Source organism: Candidatus Nanopelagicales bacterium (assembly GCA_041393815.1).
Lineage (GTDB): Bacteria > Actinomycetota > Actinomycetes > S36-B12 > JAWKJK01 > JAWKJK01.
Map to the genome: position 1 here is coordinate 938,853 of JAWKJK010000001.1, position 16,866 is coordinate 955,718.

The 16,866-nt window shown below is 75.5% G+C and carries 15 protein-coding genes; 4 read left to right on the forward strand and 11 right to left on the reverse strand.

Annotated features, from left to right (window positions below; all coding sequences use genetic code 11):
* The first annotated feature begins 33 nt into the window (after nt 1–33).
* Together R2737_04260 and R2737_04265 are read left to right on the forward strand one after the other, a co-directional pair.
* Nucleotides 34–474, forward strand: coding sequence for a hypothetical protein (locus R2737_04260; GenBank protein ID MEZ5115462.1), 441 nt, complete (start codon nt 34–36; stop codon nt 472–474).
* Between the two features lie 3 nt (nt 475–477).
* Nucleotides 478–834 carry a DUF5615 family PIN-like protein gene (locus tag R2737_04265; GenBank protein MEZ5115463.1) on the forward strand — a complete coding sequence of 119 codons (357 nt, stop codon included), beginning with the start codon at nt 478–480 and terminating at the stop codon, nt 832–834.
* Nucleotides 835–851: 17 nt separating this feature from the next.
* Here the strand turns inward: R2737_04265 and R2737_04270 are convergent, their stop codons facing one another.
* The 4 genes from R2737_04270 to lpdA all read right to left on the reverse strand — a co-directional run bounded on the left by R2737_04270 (nt 852) and on the right by lpdA (nt 6,350).
* Nucleotides 852–1,748, reverse strand: coding sequence for a TIGR01777 family oxidoreductase (locus R2737_04270; protein ID MEZ5115464.1), 897 nt, complete (start codon nt 1,746–1,748; stop codon nt 852–854).
* An 84-nt stretch (nt 1,749–1,832) separates the two neighbouring features.
* Nucleotides 1,833–3,422 (reverse strand): DUF389 domain-containing protein, encoded by a 1,590-nt coding sequence (locus R2737_04275; protein MEZ5115465.1) that lies wholly within the window; start codon nt 3,420–3,422, stop codon nt 1,833–1,835.
* Nucleotides 3,423–3,486: 64 nt separating this feature from the next.
* Complete coding sequence (sucB, locus tag R2737_04280; GenBank protein ID MEZ5115466.1) at nt 3,487–5,091, reverse strand: 2-oxoglutarate dehydrogenase, E2 component, dihydrolipoamide succinyltransferase; 1,605 nt, start codon at nt 5,089–5,091, stop codon at nt 3,487–3,489.
* Nucleotides 4,974–6,350: a dihydrolipoyl dehydrogenase gene (lpdA, locus tag R2737_04285; GenBank protein MEZ5115467.1), complete on the reverse strand. Its 1,377-nt coding sequence runs from the start codon at nt 6,348–6,350 to the stop codon at nt 4,974–4,976. Before lpdA ends, sucB begins: the two co-directional genes overlap by 118 nt.
* 141 nt (nt 6,351–6,491) lie before the next feature.
* Here lpdA and R2737_04290 point away from each other — a divergent pair, with 141 nt between their 5' ends.
* A complete protein-coding gene (locus tag R2737_04290; protein MEZ5115468.1) occupies nt 6,492–6,869 on the forward strand; it encodes a hypothetical protein in 378 nt (125 codons plus the stop codon).
* Nucleotides 6,870–6,900: 31 nt separating this feature from the next.
* Here the strand turns inward: R2737_04290 and R2737_04295 are convergent, their stop codons facing one another.
* The gene (locus R2737_04295; GenBank protein ID MEZ5115469.1) at nt 6,901–8,424 is read right to left on the reverse strand and encodes a leucyl aminopeptidase; all 1,524 of its coding nucleotides are present in this window, start codon (nt 8,422–8,424) and stop codon (nt 6,901–6,903) included.
* Nucleotides 8,425–8,474: 50 nt separating this feature from the next.
* On the opposite strand from R2737_04295, the gene gcvT reads away from it, so the two are divergent.
* Nucleotides 8,475–9,608 carry a glycine cleavage system aminomethyltransferase GcvT gene (gene gcvT / locus R2737_04300; GenBank protein ID MEZ5115470.1) on the forward strand — a complete coding sequence of 378 codons (1,134 nt, stop codon included), beginning with the start codon at nt 8,475–8,477 and terminating at the stop codon, nt 9,606–9,608.
* Here gcvT and R2737_04305 read toward each other — a convergent pair.
* From R2737_04305 to R2737_04330, 6 genes are all read right to left on the reverse strand, one after another.
* Nucleotides 9,574–12,000 (reverse strand): EAL domain-containing protein, encoded by a 2,427-nt coding sequence (locus R2737_04305; GenBank protein MEZ5115471.1) that lies wholly within the window; start codon nt 11,998–12,000, stop codon nt 9,574–9,576. The two genes, gcvT and R2737_04305, sit on opposite strands and share 35 nt — an antisense overlap.
* Nucleotides 11,997–12,575, reverse strand: a complete 579-nt coding sequence (locus R2737_04310) for a molybdopterin-dependent oxidoreductase (GenBank protein ID MEZ5115472.1) — start codon at nt 12,573–12,575, stop codon at nt 11,997–11,999. Before R2737_04310 ends, R2737_04305 begins: the two co-directional genes overlap by 4 nt.
* A gap of 76 nt (nt 12,576–12,651) precedes the next feature.
* Nucleotides 12,652–13,476, reverse strand: coding sequence for an adenosylcobinamide-GDP ribazoletransferase (locus tag R2737_04315; GenBank protein ID MEZ5115473.1), 825 nt, complete (start codon nt 13,474–13,476; stop codon nt 12,652–12,654).
* Entirely contained in the window at nt 13,476–14,573 is a 1,098-nt protein-coding gene (gene cobT, locus R2737_04320; protein ID MEZ5115474.1) for a nicotinate-nucleotide--dimethylbenzimidazole phosphoribosyltransferase, read from the reverse strand. The genes R2737_04315 and cobT overlap by 1 nt, the downstream gene beginning before the upstream one ends.
* Entirely contained in the window at nt 14,570–16,027 is a 1,458-nt protein-coding gene (locus R2737_04325; protein MEZ5115475.1) for a bifunctional adenosylcobinamide kinase/adenosylcobinamide-phosphate guanylyltransferase, read from the reverse strand. Before R2737_04325 ends, cobT begins: the two co-directional genes overlap by 4 nt.
* Nucleotides 16,027–16,818, reverse strand: coding sequence for an ECF transporter S component (locus tag R2737_04330; GenBank protein ID MEZ5115476.1), 792 nt, complete (start codon nt 16,816–16,818; stop codon nt 16,027–16,029). The genes R2737_04325 and R2737_04330 overlap by 1 nt, the downstream gene beginning before the upstream one ends.
* Nucleotides 16,819–16,866: the final 48 nt, after the last annotated feature.

A 16,866-nucleotide genomic window follows, 5' to 3' on the forward strand; every position in this document is an offset into this window, starting at 1 on the left:
GAGCGAGTACTACGATCTACTACGATGTAGTGCATGGCCGGTCCTCGCTCCGTGCGGTTCGACCCTGCGACCGAGTCGCGTCTGGAGTCGTTCGTGTCGCGGCGCCCCGGCCTGACCCGGTCGAGCGCGGCGGCCCTCCTCGTCGAGGAGGGTCTGCGCATGGACGCGCATCCGGGTGTCCTGTTCCGCGACGGTCCCGCGGGGCGACGCGCGGTGCTGGCGGGGGGGCCGGACGTCTGGGAGGTCGTGCAGGCGATCCGGTCCGCGAGGCAGGCCGAGCCGGGGCTGACGTCACAGGAACTGCTGGCGCTGGTGACGGAGACCGCCGCGGTGCCCCTGCGGCTGGTGCAGGTGGCGGTCAGCTACTACGCCGACTACCCGGACGAGATCGACGACCTCGTGGACGGCGCGGACCGTGCGGAGGCCGACGCTGCGCGCGCGGTCCAGCGCCGGCGCGATCTGCTCGGCGCCTAGCCGGTGCTGCTCCTGGACGAGATGCTGTCGCCCGTCATCGCGGACCGGCTGACCGAGTCCGGCTGCGACGCCCTCGCGATCAGTTCCAGCCCGGACCTGCGCGGCGTCCCCGACGTGGACGTCCTCGCGCTCGCGGCCGAGCACGGCCGGGTCCTGGTCACCGGCAACATCCGGGACTTCGTCCCGCTCGCCTCCTCCTGGGCGGCGCAAGGCCGCACCCACCCGGGGATCCTCCTGGTGAGCAGCAAGACCTTCCCCATGTCGCGGGGCCGGTCGGGCCGGATCACGGCGGCGCTGCTGACCCGGTTCCGCGCCGGATCCTGGCCCGCGCCGGGCCAGGTCGACTTCCTGCGCCCGTGACCGACGGCAGGGGCTTGTCAGGCGGCGGCGAGGGCGGACTCCAGGGCCTGGTCGATGGTGGGGTCGCGCCACACGAACCCGGCCCCCTCCAGCGCCCGGGGGAGCACCCGCTGGCTGCCGAGGACGTCGCCCGAGAACTCCCCGAGCACCGCCTTGAGCGCGAGCGACGGCACCGGCAGCAGGGTCGGGCGATGCAGCACCCGCCCCATCGCCGCCGTCACCTCGGCGTTGGTGACCGGGTTCGGGGCGGTGAGGTTCACCGGGCCGGCCAGGTCGTCACGGTCCAGCAGGAACTGCAGCGCCCGTACCTCGTCGCGCAGCGAGATGAACGACCAGTACTGCCGTCCCGACCCCAGCCGGCCGCCGCCGCCGAGCTTGAAGATCGGGAACAGTCGGGCCCAGGCGCCCCCCTCGGCACTGACGACCAGGCCGGTACGCGGGTGCACGACGCGGATGCCCGCCTCGCTGGCCGGGTCGGCGGCGGCCTCCCACTCGCCCACGAGCTCGGCGAGGAACCCCGATCCCTGCGGCCCGGACTCGTCCACGGCGCGCTCGCCGGTGTCCCCGTAGTAGCCGATGGCCGACCCCGACACCAGCACGCCCGGCCTCGGGGAGAGCCCGGCCAGCGCGGTCGCGAGCGTCCGCGTGCCCAGCACCCGGGAGTCCCGCAGGACCTTCTTGTACGCGTCGGTCCAGCGCCGGTCGCCGACGCCGGCACCGGCCAGGTGCACGGCGGCGTCGACCCCGGCCAGTGCCGCGGTATCGACGTAGCCGGCCGCCGGGTCCCAGCGGACCTCGTCCGGGGTGGACGGGGCACGGCGGACCAGGCGCAGCACGTCGTGCCCGTCGGCGCGCAGCGCGGGGACGAGCGCGGACCCGATCAGCCCGGACGCCCCGGTGACGGCGATCCTCATGCGGACATCCTCACGGGGGACATCGTTCTCATGGGGACATCGTCGCCGGACGGCACCGCCTCGGCCACTCGGGAGGAGCCGCTGCTACGGCGACGGCGTGGGCACCGGGACGACGGACTCGTCCGGAGCGTCGGCGGTGTCGGACGGCACCGGTGACGGTGTGGCGGCCTGCGACGGCAGCGCGAGCCCGATCAGCTCGCTCGGCACCCACCGCACGGTCACCGCCTGGTCCGGCAGCGCGACCCGCAGCCCCTCGATCAGGCCGGTGGCGTCCGGTGCGGTGGGTCCGACCAGCGTGACCAGCACGCCGCCGTTGCGGACGTCGACGTCGAGGACGGCGACCCCGGGGACGGTCTCGGCCCACTGCCTCGCGGTCTGGTCGGCAACGGCCAGCAGGTCCGTCGTGCCGTCGCCCGGGGCCTCCGCCAGGGTCCAGGACAGGCTGATCCGCGGGCGGACCCCCACCGCCGCCTCGACCGCGTCCTCCAGCGTCACCGGGTCGCCCGGCGCCACGGGGCCGACGGCCTCCACCACCAGCGCGCCGTCGGCGTACGACAGTCCCACCAGGGTGAGCGACTGGGGGGCCAGCCACTCCTCGACCACCGGGCGCACGGCGTCCAGCGGCACCGGCGCCGCGATCGGCTCCTCGTCGGCCCCGTTGCTCACCGGGGTCCAGCGGACCGCCACGGTGACCGGCCGGCCAAGGGCGGCGGTCAGCGCCTCGGTGAGTTCCTGCGCCGGCGGCGGCGGGGTGGGGCCGTTCACGTTGACCTCGATGGTGTCCCCGACGAGGGTCACCGGGCCCAGTTCGTCGCCGGACGCCGGGGCCAGCCAGGCCAGCGCGGTCTCGGTGGCGGTGCGCAGCGTGCGCGCGTCCTCCGCGGTGTGCGCGAACCGGATCGAGAGCAGCACCGCCAGCGCCAGCACCGGTATGGAGATCACGACCATCGCCGCGACGATGGTGGGCCGGGCGCGCTGCCGGCGCCGGGTCGGGACGAACCCGGTGATGAGGAACACCACCGCCGCGGCCAGCAGGATGCCGAAGAGGTTGGCCGCGAACAGCAGCCCGGCGCCGCGGGCCAGGTCCGGCTGCCCCAGGCCGAGCAGCACGCCGACCGCCGCCAGCGGCGGTACCAGGGCGACCGCCACGGCCACGCCGGGCAGCGCCCCGGAGACGTCCTTGCGCACGGTCGCGTACGCGCCCGCGGCGCCGGCCGCGAGCGCCACGACCAGGTCCCGGATGTCGGGGCTGGAGCGGGCGATGGCCTCCTGCGGCAGCACCGAGTTCGCCACCGGGATGAACCGTGCCAGCGCCCAGGACAGCGCGATCGAGCCGGCGATGGACAGGCCGACGATGATCGAGGTGTTGAGCAGCCGGGAGCCCCAGCCCATGACGATGGACGCGGCCATGCCCATGATCGGAGCCATCAGCGGCGCGATCATCATGGCGCCGATGACGACGGCGGTGCTGCTCTGCAGCAGCCCCATGGTGGCGACGATGATCGACAGGGTGAGCAGGACCGCGTAGCGGTTCTTGGAGTGCAGGGTCGGCCGCAGCATGAGCGCGTCCATGGCCGACCGGCGGTCCTCCGCCGACAGGTGCAGGCGGTGGAGGCCGCGCGCGGACGCCGGAGGCCCCTCGCGCGGCAGCGTGCCCACCCCGCCCTCGGTCACCGGCTCAGCCTGCCGCACCGCACCGCCCGCCGCGGGCAGGACCCGCGGACGGCCCGCGCCGGTGCTACAGGCCCAGGTCTGCGTCGAAGGCCGCGTCCTCCAGCCGGGCCTTCAGCGTCGCCAGGAACCGGGCCGCGTCCGCCCCGTCGACCAGGCGGTGGTCGTAGGTGAGCGCGAGGTAGACCATCGACCGGATCGCGATCACGTCGGCGCCGGCGTCGTCGCTGATGACGACCGGGCGCTTGACGACCGCGCCGGTACCGAGGATGCCGACCTGCGGCTGGTTGATGATCGGGGTGTCGAACAGCGCGCCCCGGCTGCCGGTGTTGGTGATCGTGAACGTGCCGCCGGACAGGTCGTCCGGGCTCACCTTGTTGGTGCGGGTCCGCTCGGCCAGGTCGGCGATGCGCCGGGCCAGCCCGGCGATGTTGAGGTCACCGGCGTCCCGGATCACGGGGACCAGCAGTCCCCGCTCGGTGTCCACGGCCACGCCGAGGTGCTCGGCGTCGTGGAACGTGACCGTGCCTGCCTCGGCGTCGATCGACGCGTTGACCATGGGGTACGCCTTGAGCGCCTCCACCGCGGCCTTGGCGAAGAACGGCAGGAACGACAGCTTCACGCCCTCCCGTGCCTCGAACTCGCGCTTGACCCGCTGCCGCAGGGCGGCGATCCGGGTCACGTCCACCTCGATGACCGTGGTCAGCTGCGCGGAGACGTGCAGCGACTCGACCATCCGGGTCGCGATGACCTTGCGCAGCCGGGACATCGGTTCGGTCCGCCCACGCAGCGACGATGCGGGCGCGGCCGCAGGGCGGGCAGCGGCGGCGGCGGTCGGGGCGGGCGTCGCGGGCGGAGCCGCAGGGGTCGCTGCGGGGGTCGCCGCAGCCGCGCGGGCGGCCGTGGCCCGCTCGGCCGCGGCGAGCACGTCCTGCTTGCGGATGCGGCCGCCCACGCCGGTACCGGTCACGGTGGTGAGGTCGACGTCGTGCTGCGCGGCGAGCTTGCGCACCAGCGGGGTGACGTACGGGCCCGACTCGCCCTCGTCCTCCTCGGCCGCGGCCGGCGCGGGTGCGGCCGCAGGAGCAGGAGCCGCGGGTGCCACGGGTGCGGCCGGCTCGGCGGCAGCGGGCGGCGGGGTCGCGGGAGCGGGTGCGGGGGCGGGGGCGGCAGCCGCCGGCTCCGGTGCGGGCGCGGGAGTGGCAGGGGGAGCCGGCGCGGGAGCGGGCGCGGCGGCGGCACCGGCGGACCCGATCACCGCGAGCTCGGCACCGACCTCGACGGTCTCGTCCTCGCCGACCCGGATGGCCACCAGGACGCCGGAGACGGGGGCGGGGATCTCGGTGTCGACCTTGTCGGTGGAGACCTCGAGCAGCGGCTCGTCGGCGCTGACGGTGTCGCCGACCTGCTTCAGCCAGCGGGTGACCGTGCCCTCGGTGACGCTCTCGCCGAGCTGGGGCATCGTGACCTGGACCGACATGACGGGGCCTCGGCTCCTCGTGTAGTTCGAGTGACTCGTGCTGTTCGGTGGCTCGGGGGTGCCAGTCTCGCGCGTCAGGCGTGCGCGTGCAGCGGCTTGCCGGCCAGGGCGAGGTGGGCCTCGCCGAGCGCCTCGTTCTGCGTGGGGTGGGCGTGGACCAGCGCCGCGACGTCGTCGGGGTAGGCCTCCCAGTTCACGATCAGCTGGGCCTCGCCGATCTGCTCGCCGATGCGGGAGCCGACCATGTGCACGCCCACCACGGGACCGTCCTTGACCTGGACCAGCTTCACGAACCCGGTGGTCGCCAGGATCTGGCTCTTGCCGTTGCCGCCGAGGTTGTACTCGTAGACCGCGACGTTGTCGGCCCCGTGCTGCTCCTTGGCCTGCGCCTCGGTGAGGCCGACCGAGCCGATCTCGGGCTCGCAGTAGGTGACCCGGGGGATGTTGATGTCGAGCACCGGGTGCGGGTCGAGGCCGCCGATCTGCTCGGCGACGAAGATGCCCTGCGAGAAGCCGCGGTGCGCCAGTTGCAGGCCGGGGGTGATGTCGCCGACGGCGTACACGTTCGGCAGGTTCGTGCGCTGCCGGTCGTCCACGAGCACCCAACCGCGGTCCATCGCGACGCCCTGCTCCTCGAAGCCCATGCCGGTGGCGTTGGGGCCGCGGCCGACCGCGACGAGCAGTAGGTCGGCGTCGAAGGTCTTCCCATCCTCCAGCGACACGTGGACCCCGGAGTCGTCCTGGGTGACGCCGGCGAACCGGACGCCCGTGCTGAACGCGATGCCCCGCTTGCGGAACGCGCGCTCCAGCGCCTTCGAGCAGGCCTCGTCCTCGGCCGGCACCAGCCGAGGGAGCGCCTCCACGATCGTCACGTCAGCGCCGAACGACTTCCAGACGCTGGCGAACTCCACCCCGATGACGCCGCCGCCGAGCACGACGACGCTGGAGGGGATCCAGTCCAGCTGCAGCGCCTGGTCGCTGGTCATCACCCGGCCACCGATCTCGAGGCCGGGCAGGCTGCGGGCGTACGACCCGGTCGCCAGCACCACGTTGCGGCCGGTGTAGCGGGTGCCGTCGACCTCGACCGTCGTGGGGCCGACCAGCCGGCCGGTGCCCTCGACGTAGGTCACCGCGCGGCTCTTCACCAGCCCCTGCAGACCCTTGTAGAGCCGGCCCACGACGCCGTCGCGGTAGGCGTTGACCTTGCCGATGTCGATCCCGTCGAGGGTCGCGTGGACACCGAACGACTCGCTCTCGCGGGCGGTGTCCGCCACCTCGGCCGCGTGCAGCAGGGCCTTGGTCGGGATGCAGCCGCGGTGCAGGCAGGTCCCGCCGAGCTTGTCCTGCTCGATCAGCGCCACGGACAGGCCCAACTGGGACGAGCGCAGCGCGCAGGCGTAGCCGCCGCTGCCGCCGCCGAGGATGACCACGTCGTAGACGGTCTCGGACACGGGCCACTCCTGTCGGTGCTCGGGAACCTGATGCTCGGATGCCGGGCACATCCTTCCATCGTCCGGCGCGGCGCGGGCAAGCGCGCCGCAGCACCCGTCCGGCGCGGCGCGGGCAGGCGCGCCGCAGCGCCCTCGCCTACGGTGGGAGCCCGGAGGTGGGTGGTGGGCTGGTTCCGCAGGAAGCGGTCGGCGTCCGGCGGCGGGTCGTCCGCGGGCCGTGGCGCGGCCGCGATGGACCGCGGCGCGACCAAGGACGACGTACGGCACCTCGAGGAGTTCGTCCGGACCCGGCACGGGGTCGAGGCGTTCGTCGAGCCGCAGACGATGGCGACGCAGACGACGGTGGTGCTCGTCGCCGCGGACGGGGAGTGGACCCGGCGCCGCGTCGACAGCGCTCGGGAGGCGCACCGGCTGGCCGAGAAGTGGGCGATCCCCGCCTACGACGCGGCCGTCGTCGGCTACCCGCAGCGGATGCGGGACTGGACCGCCCGGCAGAAGGGCCAGCGCCCCGAGGTGTGACAGGACCGCCGACCCGCGCGGCCCGCGCGGATCAGACCTCGAGCTCCCCGGTGGCCAGGTCCTCCGCGACCTGGACCAGGGTGCGCACTCCGGCCCCGGTGGCGCCCTTCGGCGTGTAGCCGTAGGCCGCCGACTCGTTGAACGACGGCCCGGCGATGTCGAGGTGCACCCACGGCTGGTCGCCGTCGACGAAGTCGCGCAGGAACAGCCCGGCGGTGAGCATGCCGCCGTTGCGGTCGCCGATGTTGGCGATGTCCGCGACCTGGGAGTCCAGCGAGGCGCGCAGGTCGTCCGGCAGCGGCATCGGCCACATCGACTCCCCGGCGCGGCGGGAGGCCTCCCACACGCCGTCGCGGACGTCGTCGCCGTTGCCCATCACGCCGGAGGTACGGCTGCCCAGCGCGACGATCTGCGCGCCGGTCAGGGTGGCGATGTCCACGATCAGGTCCGGGTCGTCCTCGGCGGCGCGGACGAGGGCGTCGGCCAGGATCAGCCGCCCCTCGGCGTCGGTGTTGAGCACCTCGACGGTCGTCCCGCCGTAGATCGTGATCACGTCGCTGGGGCGCTGGGCGGTGCCGCTGGGCATGTTCTCCGCCGACGGCGCCCACCCCGTGACCTGCACGGGCAGGCCCATCCGCGCGATGGCGGCCACCGCGGCGATGACGGCGGCCGCGCCGCCCATGTCCGACTTCATCGCCTCCATGGCCTTCGGCGGCTTCAGCGACAGGCCGCCGGAGTCGAACGTGATGCCCTTGCCGACCAGGGCCAGGTGAGTCGTGGCGCCCCGGGGCCGGTAGGCCATCCGGACCAGCCGCGGCGGGTTCGCCGACCCCTGTCCGACGGCGAGGATGCCGCCGAAGCCGTCGCGGCGCAGCGCCTTCTCGTCGAGCACGTCCACGGTGACCGGCAGCCCCTTCATCGCGGCCCGGGCGGCAGCGGCGAGGTCGGCCGGGTGCAGGTGCGACGGCGGCGTGTTGACCAGGTCCCGGGCCCGGTTCACCTCGGCCGAGACGATCTCCGCGCGGGTGGCGGCGTCGCGCAGCGCCCGGTCACGAGGCTTGCCGACCACGACCGTGACGGCCGCGACGGGCGCCTTGCGGTCCTCCGCGGTCGTCCCGCGGAAGCGGTCGAACGCGTACGCCCCGAGCAGTGCGCCCTGCGCCACGGCCTCCACCTCGGCCGGGGTCGTGGCCGGGAACGACAGCGCGACCCGGCGGGTGCCTGCCAGGTCCCGGACGGCGGCACCGGCGGCCCGTCGCAGGCTCTCGGCGTCATGCGTCCCGCGGCCCGTGGGCGCGCTCCCCAGTCCGACGGCGACCACCAGCGGTGCCTTCACCGCGCCGCCGCCGGGGACCCGGACCACCTCGCCGGCCTTGCCGGTCGCACCGACCGCGGCCAGCGTGTCCTCGAGGGCCGTGCGGGCGGCGGGGGCGAGGCCGCTGTTCGGCGCGGCCACGGACACCGGCCGCTTGCCCGACCCCTGGGTGGTGCCGACGACGTACGCGTCGACCGTGAGCGAGCCGGCGGGGGACGAGGACAGCGAGAGCGTGGTCACGGCGTGCACAGTAACCCGCGGGGTGTCCCCGGCCGGTACCGTCCCGACCCATGACGCAGACCGACGCGGCCGCCCTGCGGCGCACCCCGCTGTACGACCGGCACGTCGCCCTGGGAGCCAAGACGGCGGACTTCGGCGGGTGGGACATGCCGATCGAGTACGCCGGGGGCGGCGTGGTCGCCGAGCACACCGCGGTGCGCACCGCGGTGGGGCTGTTCGACGTGTCGCACATGGGCAAGGTCCGGGTCCACGGACCGGGCGCCCGGGACTTCCTGAACGGCCTGCTGGCCAACGACCTCGGCCGGATCGGACCGGGCCAGGCGCAGTACACGATGCTCTGCGACGGGTCCGGCGGGGTGCTCGACGACCTGATCGTCTACCTGGTGGCCGACGACGAGCTGATGATCGTGCCCAACGCCAGCAACGCCGCGGCCGTGCTCGCCGTCCTGCGCGAGGAGGCGCCCGACGGCGTCGAGGTCCAGGACCTGCACACCGACCTGGGCATCATCGCGGTGCAGGGTCCGTCGTCGGCCGCACTGCTGGACGCGATGGGGCTGCCCACGTCGCAGGACTACATGGCGTTCGCGTCCACCGAGTGGGGTGGCGGGCCGATCTCGGTGTGCCGCACCGGCTACACCGGGGAGCACGGGTACGAGCTGATCGTGGACTCCGACCGGCTGGGCGCGGCGTGGGACGACCTGCTGGCGCTGGGGCGGCCGTACGGCGTGCGCGCGGCGGGGCTGGGGGCCCGGGACACCCTGCGCACCGAGATGGGCTACCCGCTGCACGGGCAGGACCTGTCGCTGCAGATCAGCCCGGTGCAGGCCCGGCTCGGCTGGGCGGTCGGCTGGGGCAAGCCGTCCTTCCGCGGTCGCGAGGCCCTCGTGGCCGAGAAGGAGGCGGGGCCGCGACGGCGGTCGTGGGGCCTGCGTGCCGTGGGCCGGGGCATCCCCCGCCCGCACATGGCCGTGCGCGCGCCCGGGTCCGACGAGGACCCGCTCGGTGGCGCGTTTCTCGGTGAGGTGACCAGCGGCACGTTCTCGCCGACCCTGCGGACCGGGATCGGGCTGGCACTCCTGGACCCCTCGGTGGCCGAGGGTGACGAGGTGGTCGTCGACGTCCGGGGCAGGCCGGAGCGGTTCGCGGTCGTCAAGCCCCCGTTCGTACGGCCGTCGACGCGCTGACGGGTCGCTCCGCGAGGTCGGTCTCGGCGCGCAGCAGCTCGGCCGCCCGGGCCGCGTCGACGGGGGTTCCGAACAGGAAGCCCTGCCCGAGCCGGAACCCGACGTTGACGAGCTCCTGCCGCTCCTCCGGCGTCTCCACGCCCTCGATCACGACGCCGATCCGGAGCGCCTCGGCGAGGTGCTGCACCGCCCTCAGCACCTCCCGCTGCTCACCGGCCTGCTCGGCCAGCGGGGTCACGAAGCTGCGGTCGAGCTTGATGAAGTCGACCGGCAGCTGCCGCAGCTGGGTGAGCGACGAGTACCCGGTGCCGAAGTCGTCGAGAGCGACGCGGACTCCGACCGACCGCAGCCGGTCGAGCGCCTGGTGCGCGTCGGCCCCCTCGATGAGGGTGTGCTCGGTCAGCTCCAGGATGAGCGCCTGGGGCGGCACGTCGTACGCGACCAGGGCCGACAGGACGTCGTCGTGGAACCCCGGGTCGTGCAGCTGGCGGGCGGCGACGTTGACGGACACCACGCGGTCGCCGGCCACCCCCTCGTCGCGCCACCGGGCGAACGTGCGCAGCGCCTCCTGGAGGACCCACCGGCCGATGTCGACGATCTGGCCGTTCTCCTCGGCCGTCGACAGGAACGAGTCGGGCATCGAGATCCCGTCCGTGGCCCGGTCCCAGCGGACGAGCGACTCGAAGCCGGAGATCCGGTCCTGGTCGGACATCCAGACCACCGGCTGGAACTCCAGGGTGAGCTCCTGCCGCTCCACGGCACGGCGCAGCGCGGAGTCCAGCTCCAGCCGCCGGGCGGCGGCCACCTCCATGGCGTGGTCGAACACCGCCCACCCGTGGCCGGTCCCACCCTTGACGGAGTACATGGCCAGGTCGGCGTCCCGCAGCAGCGACGCGGCGGTGCCGCCGGGCCGGTCCGCCATCGCGATCCCGATGCTGGCCCCCACGAACACCTCGCGGCCCTCGAGCGCGAACGGCTCGCGGAACGCGGCGACGACCCGCTGGGCGAGGTGCTCGGCGCCACTCCGGCCGCCGACGGAGCGGCACAGGACCGCGAACTCGTCGCCCCCGAGCCGTGCCACGACGTCACCCTCCCGGGTCTGGCCGCGCAGCCGCTCGGCCGCCTGGCGCAGCAGGCGGTCCCCGGCCTTGTGCCCCAGGGAGTCGTTGACCACCTTGAACCGGTCCAGGTCGCAGAAGAGCACGGCCACCTGCTCACGCTCGTCACCGGCCATCGCCAGGTCGAGGTCGCGCAGCAGCGGCGTCCGGTTGGCCAGCCCCGTGAGGGGGTCCAGCTCGGCCCTCTCCACCAGCTCGCGGGACGACCGGTCCCGGTCCACTCCGATCGTCGCGAGGTCGACGCACCGACGCAGCACGCGCACCTCGTCCTCGGACAGGGGCAGGCGGTCGGCGCCGAGAATCTCCAGGTGTCCGTGCGGCTGGCCGTCCGTGCCCGGTCCGAACGGCCAGGTCCACAACGAGACGCACTCGGCCGCGGGCGGCAGTCCGGCGGAGTCGGGGGGGTCGACGCGCAGCATCCCGTCCGCGCAGGCGACGACGGTGCGGCGGCCCGTGGCGAGCGCGGCCAGCCGGGCGACCGCCTCGCACACGTCCGGCAGCGGCGCGCCGGTGGCGATCAGTTCCAGCACCTCGGACTGGCCGCCCTCGAGCGCGGACGCCGCCCGCAGTGCCCGGCGGTGGCCGTCCAGGGCCACTCGCTCCTCGGCCAGCAGCCGGCGCCCGACCCGGTGGGCGCGCGCCACCGTCCAGGACACCCACAGGCCCAACGCGAGTCCGACCAGCAGCACGAGCACGATGACGGCCAACTGCCGCTCCTCGGTCGTGCGGCGCTGCTGGGAGGCCGCGGCGGCCGCGTCCGACGCCGACCGCTGGTAGTTCGAGATGACCGACCGGGTCTCCCGGGCGAAGTCGGCGAGCAGCGGGGCGAGGCGGGCCTCGTACGCGGCGGCCCGGTCCGCCGGGACGGGCCCCTGCGGGAGCAGAGCAAGTTCCTCGTCCAGGGCCCGCAGCGACGACAGGTACAGGGGTCCGGCCGCGTCGGCGGCATCCCCGCCGGTCGCATCCCGTACCGCGAGCCGCTGGGCCAGCAGGGCGCGCGCCAGCTGGACGTCCCGCCGACTGCTGCGGCCGGACAGCCACGAGTCGACGGCCGCCGCCAGCCCGACGGACTCGGTGTACGTCGAGACCGCGTTCGACTCCTGGCTCTCGTGCCCGTCCAGGACCTGGGCGTACTCCGCCTCGACCGCCAGCCGCTGGAACACCGACACGGCCAGCAGGCCGAGCAGCAGCGCGAGCACCGCCGCCAGCACGGCCTGGCCGAGGAGGAGCGCCCGCGGCGGCTCCCCGGGCTGCGGGGGCCCGTCGGCCCTCATGCCTGGCGGACCTCGGCCAGCGACCAGTTCCAGGCGTCGAGGTTCGTCGCCAGGGCGCTGCCGTCGGGGAAGACCAGCCGGATCGGGCCGCCCTGGTCGAACGGGATCGCCGCCCCGTCTCGGGACGTCGCGATGAGGGCGTCGGACCCGACCAGGTCGGCGACCGTGTCGGCGTACTCGTAGTCGTTGAGGGCCCGCGTGACGACCTCGGCGGACGCGGGGATGCCGGCCTGCTCGACCACCGTCGCCAACGGCACCCCGGTGAACTCCTGCCGCTGGTGGACGAACGGCTCGTCGAGAGTGACCGAGCGGGTCCCGAGGGACTCCAGCTCGGCCATCGTGAGCGCGACCTCCGGACCGGAGGACGGGATCACCACGAGCACGGCCTCTCCCGGCCCCGGCGGGTCCACCGGCGCGCCGCCGTACGGGTTCTCCGTGGCGGTGGCGGTCGCCACGGGCGTTGCGGTCGCGGTGGGGGAGTCGGTGGCGGGTGGGCTGGCGCACGACGCGGTCGCGAGCGCGGCGACCAGGCCCATCAGCGCCGCGGCCCCGGCCCGGGCTGCGCGTGGGTACATGAGATCGGACGATCCCGGCCGCACCTCAAGCGCGGCTCAAGTCAGGCTCAGGACCGGCTCACCGGAGGGCTCCGGCTCAGGCGCAGGCCAGGACGAGCAGGGCCGCCAGCGTCGCCGTCTCCACCACCGCCCCGAGGACGTCGCCGCTGATGCCTCCGAGCCGACGACGCGTCCGGCGCACCAGCAGCACCGCGGCGACACTGCCGGCCAGGACTGCGAGCGGGGCGAGGACGAGCAGCCGGGTGCTGGCGTCGTCGTCGAGGGACGCGACGGCGAACGCCACTGCGGCGAGGAGCGCCGTGGCCGCGGCGGCGGCGGCGACGGGCACCGTTCCGGCGACGCCGGCGCCGAGCCCGTCGGGGCGGGCCGCGGGCACGCCCCGACGGCAGGCCCACGCCAGGCCCAGTCGGCCGGCGGCGACGGCGACCACGGCGGCCGTGGTCCCGTGGTGGTCGGCGGCGGCCACCGCCAGCGCCGCCACCTGGGCGAGCAGCACCAGGACCAGCGTCGCCACCCCGGCCGGCCCGATGTCCGACCGGCGCATCACGGCGAGCGCCTGCTCCCCGCGCCGGCCGCTGGCCAGCCCGTCCGCGGTGTCCGCGAGCCCGTCGAGGTGCAGGCCCCGGGTGGCCCAGGCCACGGCACCCAGCGCGAGCGCCGCGGCGAGCAGGTCGGTGAGGGCGACCGCGGGGGCGGCGCCGGGGGTGCCCACGACCTCCGCCGCGGGGCCGGCCAGGGTCCGTACCGACCACAGCACCACCGCGGCCACCACGCCGAGGGCCACGCCGACCAGGGGAGCCGACAGCATCGCCGCGCCGGCGGTTCGGCGCGTGACCGCGCGCGGGGCGGGGACCGGCAGCGCGGTGAGGGTGCCCACCGACAGCCGAAGCCAGTCGGGCACTAGGCCTCGTCCCGGTCGCTGACCCCGGCCTCGCCGAAGGTGGCCATCTCCCGCAGGGTCGCGCCCGCGGCCCGGAGCACCGGCAGCGCGACCAGCGCGCCCGTGCCCTCGCCCAGGCGCATCCCGTAGTCGACGACGGGGTCCAGCCACAGCCGCTCCAGCGCGAGGGCGTGGGCGGGCTCGGTGGACCGGTGCCCGGCCCGCCACCAGCCGCGCGCCCGGAAGGCGATCCGGTCGGCCACCAGGGCTGCTGCCGCCGTCACCGTCCCGTCCAGCAGCACCGGCGTCCGCCGGGCGGCGGCACCGAGGACGAACCCGGTCATCGCCGCCAGGTCCGGACCGCCGATTCGGGCGAGGAGGACCAGTGGCTCCGAGCGCACGGTGCGCCCGCGGCGCATCGCGTCCCGCACCGCGCCGGCCTTGCGCATCCAGCCGGCGTCGTCGATCCCGGTGCCCCGGCCCACGACGAGCGAGGCGTCCTTCCCGGTGAGCAGGCCGACCAGCGCGGACGCGGGGGTCGTGTTGCCGATCCCCATGTCCCCGGGGATCAGCAGGTCGGCACCGGCGTCGACCTCCTCGTCGGCGACGGCCACCCCCGCCCAGAACGCGCGCTCGGACTCCTCCAAGGTCATGGCGTCCTCGCGGTCGATCGAGCCGGTGCCGCGCCTCACCTTGTGCCGCAGCACCTCCGGCGCCACCTCGGCGACGTACGAGTCATCGGCGTCCACGCCGAGGTCGAGGACGCGCACGCCCGCGCCGACCTCCCGCGCGAGCACGTTGACTGCCGCGCCGCCGCGGACGAAGTTGAGGACCATCTGCGCGGTGACCTCGGGCGGGTAGGCGGACGTGCGCGCGGTGCGGGCGACGCCGTGGTCGCCGGCGAAGATCACCACGCGGGGACGTTCGAGGGGACGCGGCGGGCAGGCGCCCTGCACCGAGCACAGCCAGCCGGCCAGGTCCTCCAGCCGGCCGAGGGCGCCGGTGGGCTTGGTGAGCGTGAGCTGCCGCGCCGCCGCGGCGGCCTCCGCCGCCTCGTCCGGGACCACGACACGGTCGGCGAGCTCGGACAGGTCGGAGACCTCGGACAGGTCGGTCACGGTGCCCTCCGGGCGACGTCGGGGGCCGCGCCGGTCGGGTCCGTCAGCGGCAGCAGGCGGCCGGCCACGACGAGCACCACCTCGTCGCAGGCCGCCGCGACGGCGGTGTTGAGCCGGCCGAGCAGGTCGCGGTAGACGCGGCCGGACGTCGTCGCGGGCACGACGCCGGAGCCGACCTCGTTGGTCACCAGCACCACCCGGGCGCGAGTGGCGCGCAGTGCGGCGGTGAGGTCCTCGGCGAGCTTCTCCACGAGGGCGACCGCGGCCGGGTCCACGTCCGCGACATCGTCGCCGGCCTGCGCGTCGCCGGCCGGCCAGGCGCCGGCGATGTCCAGGGCGTCGGCGAGCCACAGCGACAGGCAGTCGACCAGCAGGGTGCGACCCGGGCGTGCCTCGGCCACGAGGCGAGCGAGCGCGGTCGGGTCGCCGGCCGTCTCGACCGTCGCCCAGCCGGCCGGGCGCCGGGCGCGGTGGGCCTCCAGCCGCCCGACCCACTCCGCGTCGTCGGGCCGCGCGGGCGCGGTCGCGACGTACACGACGTCGGGGTCGCCGGCGCAGCGGCGCTCCGCCTCCGTGGACTTCCCGGACCGTGCCCCGCCGACCAGCAGGGTGCGCCGCGCGGCCCGCGCGGGGGCGCCGTCGGCCGCGCCACCGCTCACCGTGAGCACGGTCAGGTCGGGGACCGCGCGTGCGCCGACCCGCGCCAGCCGGCGGTCGAGGTCGGGCGGCGCTGGGTTGTGGTGGCCGAGGTGGACGGCGACCACGTCGATCCGCTCGTCGATGGCCCCCACCGCCCGCAGGCGGTCCAGCTCCCGCGGGAGGGAGGCGAGGTCCAGGTGGTCGCTGGGGCCGCCGTCGGCGTCGCCGAAGGTCTCCTCCACCAGCAGCAGGCCGAGCGGGGTGCCGCGCAGCGCGTCGACCGTCGGCTGCGGAAGTGGTCCGGTGTCGGTGGCCAGCAGCAGCGCCTCGCCGAGCGGCCCGGTCACCCGGTACAGCAGCGCGTCCCGCGGGTGCGTGGCGGCCAGGGCGAGCACCCGGTAGTGACCGCGGTCGGTGACCAGCCCCACCTCGTCGCCGGGGGCCAGCGGACGAAGCGTCACCGGGTCGTCGGGCCCGATCCACGCGGCGCAGGCCTCGACCGCGGACGCCGGGCCCCAGACCGTGAGCGGCGCGCGCGCGCCCGCCCAGGACCGCCACAGCAGCGCGATCGGGCCGAGGTGGTCGGGGTGGTCGTGGGTGAGCAGGAGGTGCCGGACGCCCCCGAGGCGGCGGCCGGCCCGGGCTGCCGACCGGGGGGCCTCCGGCCCGCAGTCCAGCAGCAGCACGTCGTCGACCAGGGCCGCGGTCTGGCCCCGGGTCTGTCCCTGCGACCGCATCGCTGCGCAGGACTTGCAGTCGCAGAACGGGTTCGGCCATCCGTCGGCGGACCCCGTGCCGAGCAGCAGGACCTCCATCAGGCCCGTCCCGCCGGGTCGAACCGGACCGCGGCGTCGAACGCTGCCCGCCGGACCGCGCGCCGCAGCGCGGCGAGCACCGGCCGGCCGGCGACCAGGACGAGCACCGCCGTGAGCAGCGCGCGGGGGAGGTCGTAGCCCAGCGAGGTCGTCAGGGAGAACAGCAGCCAGTGGCCCAGGTTCTCGGTGACCGCCGCGCCGGGGACGAAGGCGACCTGGCTGGCCAGTCCAGCGGTGAACGGCCAGAACCACAGGTTGAGCAGCAGGCCGTACGCCAGCGCGGCGGCGCCCCCGTAGCCCGCGCACAGCCACAGCTCGCGCCGGCCGGTGGCGCGCGGCAGCAGCCCGGCGCCGAGCCCGACCCAGGCGGCGCCGAGCATCTGGAACGGCAGCCACGGTCCGACTCCGCCGGTGAGGAGTGCGGAGGCGAACATCGACACCGAGCCGAGCGCGAACCCGAACCCGGGCCCGACCGCTCGGCCGGCCAGCACCAGCACGGCCCACATCGGCTCCAGCCCGGCGACCCCGGCTCCCAGCGGCCGCAGCGCGGTGATGACCGCCGACAGCACCCCCAGCAGTGCGACCGCCTTGGCGTCCATGCCCCCGTCGGACAGCGACGCGAGGACGACCCCAAGGACCAGCGGGAGCAGCGCCGCGAACAGCCAGGGTGCGTCGGTGGCGTGCGACACCGCGGCCGAACCCGGGTCGGCCACGAACGGCCAGAAGAAGGCCGCCAGGCCCACCGTCGACGCCAGCGCGACGGCGACCAGGGTGCGCGGCCCCAGCCGCACCGCCCGGACCCTGCGGGGTCGGCGTGCGACGGGGACCGTCGCCGGGGC

What these genes read in the sequence shown, in the direction of transcription:
- R2737_04310 (MEZ5115472.1), bottom strand. Translation starts at nt 12,575, where the DNA reads ATGTACCCACGCGCAGCCCGGGCCGGGGCCGCGGCGCTGATGGGCCTG.
- R2737_04325 (MEZ5115475.1), bottom strand. Translation starts at nt 16,027, where the DNA reads ATGGAGGTCCTGCTGCTCGGCACGGGGTCCGCCGACGGATGGCCGAAC.
- R2737_04305 (MEZ5115471.1), bottom strand. Translation starts at nt 12,000, where the DNA reads ATGAGGGCCGACGGGCCCCCGCAGCCCGGGGAGCCGCCGCGGGCGCTC.
- R2737_04260 (MEZ5115462.1), top strand. Translation starts at nt 34, where the DNA reads ATGGCCGGTCCTCGCTCCGTGCGGTTCGACCCTGCGACCGAGTCGCGT.
- gcvT (MEZ5115470.1), top strand. Translation starts at nt 8,475, where the DNA reads ATGACGCAGACCGACGCGGCCGCCCTGCGGCGCACCCCGCTGTACGAC.
- R2737_04270 (MEZ5115464.1), bottom strand. Translation starts at nt 1,748, where the DNA reads ATGAGGATCGCCGTCACCGGGGCGTCCGGGCTGATCGGGTCCGCGCTC.